Source organism: Novosphingobium sp. ZW T3_23 (assembly GCF_044987305.1).
Classification (GTDB): Bacteria; Pseudomonadota; Alphaproteobacteria; order Sphingomonadales; family Sphingomonadaceae; genus Novosphingobium.
The window spans coordinates 1-6,691 of record NZ_JBJDRF010000106.1; the positions used below are offsets into that span (position 1 = coordinate 1).

Annotated in this window: 10 protein-coding genes and 1 tRNA gene; 6 read left to right on the forward strand and 5 right to left on the reverse strand. The window is 58.6% G+C overall.

The window, feature by feature from the left end; genetic code table 11:
• Positions 1-152: 152 nt before the first annotated feature.
• Positions 153-368 (reverse strand): hypothetical protein, encoded by a 216-nt coding sequence (locus ACI3K3_RS25195; RefSeq protein ID WP_404918783.1) that lies wholly within the window; start codon positions 366-368, stop codon positions 153-155.
• Positions 369-695: 327 nt separating this feature from the next.
• On the opposite strand from ACI3K3_RS25195, the gene ACI3K3_RS25200 reads away from it, so the two are divergent.
• From ACI3K3_RS25200 to ACI3K3_RS25210, 3 genes are all read left to right on the forward strand, one after another.
• Positions 696-769: transfer RNA gene (locus tag ACI3K3_RS25200), tRNA-Gly, on the forward strand.
• Positions 770-953: 184 nt separating this feature from the next.
• Positions 954-1,367, forward strand: a complete 414-nt coding sequence (locus ACI3K3_RS25205; RefSeq protein WP_404918785.1) for a CsbD family protein — start codon at positions 954-956, stop codon at positions 1,365-1,367.
• Between the two features lie 39 nt (positions 1,368-1,406).
• Positions 1,407-1,604, forward strand: coding sequence for a ComEA family DNA-binding protein (locus ACI3K3_RS25210; protein WP_404918787.1), 198 nt, complete (start codon positions 1,407-1,409; stop codon positions 1,602-1,604).
• 18 nt (positions 1,605-1,622) lie between these two features.
• Here ACI3K3_RS25210 and ACI3K3_RS25215 read toward each other — a convergent pair whose 3' ends face one another.
• From ACI3K3_RS25215 to uraH, 3 genes are all read right to left on the reverse strand, one after another.
• Positions 1,623-2,066, reverse strand: a complete 444-nt coding sequence (locus tag ACI3K3_RS25215; protein WP_404918789.1) for a hypothetical protein — start codon at positions 2,064-2,066, stop codon at positions 1,623-1,625.
• A gap of 241 nt (positions 2,067-2,307) precedes the next feature.
• Positions 2,308-2,802: a nucleoside deaminase gene (locus tag ACI3K3_RS25220; RefSeq protein WP_404918791.1), complete on the reverse strand. Its 495-nt coding sequence runs from the start codon at positions 2,800-2,802 to the stop codon at positions 2,308-2,310.
• 244 nt (positions 2,803-3,046) lie between these two features.
• Positions 3,047-3,439, reverse strand: coding sequence for a hydroxyisourate hydrolase (gene uraH, locus ACI3K3_RS25225; RefSeq protein WP_404918793.1), 393 nt, complete (start codon positions 3,437-3,439; stop codon positions 3,047-3,049).
• Positions 3,440-4,018: 579 nt separating this feature from the next.
• Here uraH and ACI3K3_RS25230 point away from each other — a divergent pair.
• The 3 genes from ACI3K3_RS25230 (at position 4,019) to ACI3K3_RS25240 (ending at position 5,609) form a co-directional block, all read left to right on the forward strand.
• Entirely contained in the window at positions 4,019-4,861 is an 843-nt protein-coding gene (locus ACI3K3_RS25230; RefSeq protein ID WP_404918795.1) for a type 1 glutamine amidotransferase, read from the forward strand.
• A gap of 216 nt (positions 4,862-5,077) precedes the next feature.
• On the forward strand, positions 5,078-5,284 hold the full coding sequence (locus ACI3K3_RS25235) for a hypothetical protein (RefSeq protein WP_404918797.1): 207 nt from the start codon (positions 5,078-5,080) through the stop codon (positions 5,282-5,284).
• 58 nt (positions 5,285-5,342) lie between these two features.
• The gene (locus ACI3K3_RS25240) at positions 5,343-5,609 is read left to right on the forward strand and encodes a GlsB/YeaQ/YmgE family stress response membrane protein (protein ID WP_404918799.1); all 267 of its coding nucleotides are present in this window, start codon (positions 5,343-5,345) and stop codon (positions 5,607-5,609) included.
• Between the two features lie 240 nt (positions 5,610-5,849).
• Here the strand turns inward: ACI3K3_RS25240 and ACI3K3_RS25245 are convergent.
• On the reverse strand, positions 5,850-6,691 hold an 842-nt coding region (locus tag ACI3K3_RS25245; RefSeq protein WP_404918801.1), incomplete at its 5' end, for an MBG domain-containing protein.

Genomic DNA, 6,691 nt, shown 5'->3' on the forward strand with positions numbered 1-6,691 from the left:
CGCGACAATCAAGATGAGACCGAGGTCCTTGCCAGCGACAATTAAAATCGGCACTGAATGACGCGCCGCGACAATCACATTCTCATCCTGATTGACGCGCAATACTCATCCTGATTGACGCGCAATAGCATAACCTAGAATTGTGACAAATTCTAGAAGCCGAGCTTATCGGTTTTCGACGCTCGTACCCTGGCTTCAGCATCGTGTTCCGGGATCGCGTCGACCTTCGCGGCGCACTTCTCGAACCCCTCTTTGTAGATCCCGCGGCTCGTGACGATGTCCGCCGTGGTTTCCAGGGGTACGTCCTTGACGGTGCAGCGCGCCATCAGCCCGGCGTCTATGCCCTGATACGCTTGCCCTTGCTCCAACGGCTTTAACCGGACTGATCCCCGTGCTCACGAATTGCGTTGACCTTGGGGCGCGCCTCTCGACCCCCAGCCCGATGGATCATCCGACCATTCGTCTGAGTTTGCTGTCGTTCCCGCTAGAAAGTGAGATACTCTCCATGAAGCCTTCCCAGTTGGGAGGGCGTTCTAAGGCAAAATGCAGTGCGCCCTGGTGCGCTTTGTGAATCGGAACAGTGGGCGAGATGAAAATGCGGATTGACGTTTGAGCTAGCCGCATGGCACTAGGCCAAGTCTCGCTTAAAGCGCTCTGGAATACGGCGGGCATAATTCAGGGTAAGCTCCTGAAACGCGGATGTAGCTCAATGGTAGAGCAGCAGCTTCCCAAGCTGAATACGGGGGTTCGATTCCCCTCATCCGCTCCAGGCCTCGCCTCCTCAATATTCCAAAAAGAAGCTCGGAAACCCTGAACGCAGCAGGTTTCGACAGCCTATTTTCTCTGCAGGCGGGCACCATCCCTCGCCGCGATGCTGCAATTCGCGAAGCTGAGCACTCAGTTCACCGTTCCTCGATCGCCTCCTTGCATCCTCGTGTCCTGGATAGTCTGCGATGTTCCCGCAGATGCGGGAAAGCAGATCGAGCAAAATGAGCCTACAATCCGGCAAGCCTGGGCACCTAGTGAACCTCGACACGTTTCAGGCAGATCCGGTTTCAGTAATTTGCGGAGAATGCGTGATGAGCGAGGACATTTTGGCTGGAGAAGGCCGTGACATCGTCGGAAAGGTGAAAAAAGCTGTAGGCGACGTAATGGGCGACCACTCGCTGCAAGGCGAGGGGCTGGTCGATCAGCTGAGTGGCAAGGCGCAAAAACTGTTCGGTGACGCGAAGGACGCAATCGGGACCGACGGCGGGCCGTTACTGCACAAAGCCCGCCGCTTCACCCGCGAGCGTCCCTACGCCGCAGCCGCCCTAATCGGCGTCGTCGGTTTGGCGCTGCTAAACGCCTTACGGGATAAGCGCTGATCAACCGGAAAACCACTGCATTCGGCGAGGGTAAGTATAATGACGGCCAGCAAACTCTGCATCAACAATGCAACCGCTGAAGAGATCGACGCCTTGCCGGCTTTGGCCGGACATGGCTTCGAGATCGTGCGTTACCGCGAGGAACGGGGGCGGTTCGATGCATTGCGGCAGCTCGACGAGGTACCCGGCCTCGCAGGCAAGCTCAGCGACGACGACCGCGCGCGCCTGTCGATCTGATCTGGCGGCACTGCTCTGCTAGGGTCTTCTAAGCCTTCGGGCATTCGCAGTGGCCTTGGCATGCACTGGTGCGAGCGCTGCGGTCGGCAGCGATGCAAGTGTGCTTGCGATTTCGAGGTTCCGCTCGAACATCCGAGCCCATTCGCCCATGCCGAGCCAGCCGCCGCCCGATAACCGGCCAAGAGCGTGCGCATTGGCTTCGCTCGCCTGCCAAATTTTATCCTGCGCCGAAGATATCGCTCGCTGCGACTGGCCGAACACGGCGGATTTCTCCGTCACCATGCGTGTGAGTTCGCGATGGTTTGCAGACTGTGGATCGGCCCAAGCTGCGGCGATCAGCGGCATTCGCGCACTTATGACGCTTTGCGCGCTAGTCATGGTCTCCATCCAGTCGCTGGCAAGCTTCACCGCGATCTGCGGCCACATCCAAAACGCCATTTCGCTCTCGATCACCGATGCCATAAGGGCCTCCGTCTTGCTGCATTGCAACAACGGACGGCGGGGCGTTTGGTTCAGGGGCGCGCAGGATAGGCCGCTACGCTCTTACCTTTGGGATCGAAGAGTGTGACCGGTCCCTGGACGAGGATGCAGGTGAAGGCCATATGGGGGACAGCGGCGGTGCCGCTGGCTTTTCTATTACCGGGCAAACCTATTTCAGAGATAACGCCAGCAGTGGGTCCTGACAGTGCGATCGGGCTTGCGGTCAAAGATTGGCCTGTTGCTCCTCTGACAAGTCCGCGTCGGGGGGATAGTATAGCGCGGCACACTCTTCACGCAGGCAGCCCCCGACGATCTCGATATCGTCACGGTATGCTTCCTTGATGAAGTCGAGCGTATCGATGTGTTTTGCCTCAAAATACATGGCGTGCACGTCCTCGCGGCCAGCGCCATATATGACACGCGTGACCTTCGACCATATGGAGGCCATGGTACACATACCGCATGGCTGCAACGTGGAGTAAAGCGTGGCGCCGCGCAGTTCCATTTCGCCGGTGTCTTCGCAGGCTCGACGAATGGCCATCATCTCGGCATGCGCCGTGGCGTCCGGCAATTCTTGGGTCTGATTGCGTTCGCCGCCTATCATTTCACCGTCGAGAACGATGACAGAACCGAGCGGCGAGCTAGCCGGGTCAGTGCCTTTGGCTCGCGCGATTTCTAACGCCCGGCGCATCCACTTCTCGTCTTCATCCGTCAGCATTGACTCTACCCCGGCTATGTGGCGACGGCGCCTCGGCGCTTTTGGTTGTCAATCTTCTAGATTGCCCGGAGTCGTGCCTGCCTGCCAACGTTAAAACACACTTCCGATCCGGTTTCGAACGGCGTGCGGCCCCCGGCGGCAGATGGCCCGCGACTTGGCTGAGATCGCGGTTGCAGAGGGGACGGGCCTCCTTTTTCGTCGACAGACTTTATCTGGCCGCGATGGAAAGAAGATCGAGGCGTTTCTAATTACCTCGATATGTCGAATAGCCGTACGGACTGACGACTACCGGCACGTGATAGTGCCCCGCCTTGTCAGTCACCTGGAAAGTCACTGTAATCTCCGGGAAGAATGGCGATGCTTCGGCGTTTGGGTAATCCGACATGTCGAATTCCAGCCTGTAAACTCCGACATCAAACGCATTGGCGGAACCGAAGGAGCGAACGCGGCCGTTGGAGTCGGTTACTTCGGTGCCGATTTTCTCCCAGCTACCTGCTGCGCTGCGCTTGGAGAGAACTACAGGGACCGCTTTGCCGCCCACCCCCTGAGCCAAATCAAGGATATGGGTCGAAATATCGGCAGCAGCGGCAGGCGCTGCGATGGTGGCAAGCAGCAGTGCCAGGGCAGTGATCTTCATGATCGGGATCCTTGCTGAGGTTGGTAGGAAACGGCGAAATGAGCGCCCTCCAGAACACGCAGAAAATAGATTCAGCGGGATACATTCGCGAATTAAATGTTTTGATTGCGAACATGTGAAATCTGAATGCCTTGGGTCGGATTTTACAGGGTCAGATATGCCGGGTGGGAAATGCTGCAGGGCTTGGATGACGGCGCGATCGGGGAATCGGGGCGGTTCCCCGTCCCGCCAACCGGTATCCCGATTGGGCGCAGGACCTCCAGACGATGCCCACCTTAAAGCCCATCTCGCCTTCATCGTGCTGTCGGAATTCATGTCGCATGTTCATTATCGCGCCACTGTGAAACTCGTCGTGGAGTGGCTTGGGCCGCTGGCGATTAGTGACGGCTACCGGCCTATGCACGCCGTTCACGAAACGAGTAGCGGCTGCCTGCTTTGCGGAGATGTAATCCATCATCAGGTTGGAGAGGGCCATCGTTCATGTGTCTCTCTGACGCAACGCAAACGTTATTCATTGGTTATCGAAGCCGAACAGCCGCCGCAAACGTCTCGATGTTTGCCTGCAAATGAAAGATTTTGATGACTTCGTATCTTGTTGCTCAAAGTGAACTTCCTGAGGAGCGAGAAAAGCGTCGCGAGCGGGCCGGAAAGAGTGCCGGAGAGACATACAAAGCAACTCTCGAGCAGCTTCAGCCCGGCGCGCGGATCGACATCGCATCTCCAGCAGACGCGGACTCTCGGCGGTTCAGGCCGAATGAAATAGCTGATTATGATGCCGTTTTCATTACCGGCTCGCCCATGCATGTTTATCATGAGACTGCCGAGGTCGATCGTCAGCTTGACTTCATGCGCGCGGTTTTTGCCTCTGGTGTGCCGTCATTCGGTTCATGCGCAGGCCTACAGGTTGCGGCGGCCGCGGCAGGCGGGAAAGTGCGACGAATGCCGGAGCGTATGGAAGCCGGTATCGCGCGTCGTATCAGTGCGACCCAAGCTGGCCGAAAACATCCTCTTCTTGCAGGCCGTCCTGGCAGTTGGGATGCGCCGGCCATCCACGGCGATGAAGTGGAAGAGTTGCCATGTGGTGGGACTTTGTTGGCTTCTAATGGAGCGACCAGGATCCAAGCTGCCGAGATAAAGTACGACAAAGGTATTTTCTGGGGTGTGCAGTATCATCCTGAGCTCGCTCTAGGCGAGATCGCGGTGGCATTGCGCGCACAAGCTGACGATTTGCTGGAAGCAGGTCTCGCCAACGCGAAGGAGCAAGTGTTGTCGCGAGCCGATGAAATCGAGGCACTTCACAAGAATCCCACCGATCGGGCGCTCCGTTGGAGTATCGGGATCGATGGCGAGTTCGCTGACGAACGACAGCGCCGTAGAGAAATCGTCAATTTTCTTGGCTGTGCATCGCAGCTGAGGCGATAATTGCCCTCGTGCGTTTGCGAAACAAATGGCTTTAGCGCCAATCTGGACCTGCTGCCGACCGTCGCTGGAAAATCATCAGCCCGATATCTTTCGCTCAAGAAACTGCGCTTGCCCGTCTGAATAGGATGGAGAGGAATCGCATCGCGTCATGCGAGAATCGGCAGTGACAGGAACAATCGCCCAGCATCTCGTTTTTGTACCATTAAGGAGACTGGCATGATCGGAAAAGTTATCGGCGCTATCGCTGGCAAGCGCCTTTACCAGGACGTCAGCGGTACTGGCGGTACTCGCGGCGCGCTGCTGGGCATTGGCGCAGCCAAGGTCCTGAGCCGGCTAGGGCCGGTGGGAATGGTCGCAGCGGCTGTCGGCGGCTACGCCCTCAAGAAGCGCTACGACCAGCGCGAAGCCATTCGGCCTCGCTGACACATCCCCCCGGACTATGCCGGGATTTTGAACATACTATTTTGGCTCGGAGACAAACATGGGTTGGATAATTGCGCTTATCGTAGGCGGTATCGCAGGGTGGCTTGCGAGCATGGTCATGAAGCGCGACGCTTCGATGGGAATCTTCCTCAACATCGTCGTCGGCTGCGTCGGCTCCGTCATTGGCAACGCTCTGTCGGGTCCGCTGCTTGGTGTTCGCGGTAGCGTACAGCAGTTTTCGCTGACCGGTCTGATCATCGCGTTCGTAGGCGCGGTCATTCTTCTTGCGATCGTGAACTTCTTTCAGAGAAATCGCGCGCGCTAATTTGCGGCAGATTACACTTGAACGCCGTCCTCCCCTATGGGGTGGGCGGCGTTTTAGCGATCAACGGCCCGCCTTAGATATCAAGCTCCACGTTCTCCAATGTTTCTGGCGTACCGCCCCGAATGGCGGCATCGCCGTCGCCACCAGCCTGCCGCTATCGGACTGAGCCATCTGTCGACCTGAGTTCGGATGAGTGTCCTGCAAAAAGGGGCAGGGGAGCGCAGGCGCTCCCCATACCGGTTAGTGTTTAGCACATGGAACGCCGCCCTGCATTTGGCAGGAGACCAAGGTGATTGATGAGTCGGGTTCGCTATCCATCACAGGGTTGAGACTGACGCTATTGACCACTGGACGCAGGTTCGGTGTGAATATGTAAGGCAGAAGGTTGCCTGCAGTGCTTTCCGGTGATCGCGGCGTGACGGTGAGGTCGGCGCCGGTGAAGGTGAGGGCATAGTTGCCGCCGGCTGCGAGGGAGCCCTGGGTGATGCCATAGGCGCCGACATTGCTGGTGGCGGTTGCTGCAGTGGCGAGCGCGCCGCTCAGGGTATCGCCGTTGACGAGGCCGTCGCCACCCACGGAGTAGGTCAGCGCCGGATTGGCATTGCCATAGAGGCGCGAAAGCGCATTGGCGGAGATGGTGAGGCCGCGCGGGGTGACGGAGAGGTCGGCGCCGGTGAAGGTGAGGGCATAGTTGCCGCCAGCCGCGAGGGAGCCCTGGGTGATGCCATAGGTGCCGACGTTGCTGGTGGTGGTTGCCGCAGTGGCCAGCGCGCCGCTCAGGGTATCGCCATTGACGAGGCCGTCGCCGCCCAGAGTGTAGGTCAGCGCGGGATTGGCATTGCCATAGAGGCGCGAGAGCGCGTCAGCCGTGACGGTGAGACCGCGCGGGGTAACGGTGAGGTCGGCGCCGGTGAAGGTGAGGGCATAGTTGCCGCCAGCCGCGAGAGTACCCTGAGTGATGCCATAGGCGCCGACATTGCTGGTGGCGGTTGCCGCAGTTGCCAGCGCGCCGCTCAGGGTATCGCCATTGACGAGGCCGTCGCCGCCCAGAGTGTAGGTCAGCGCGGGATTGGCATTGCCAT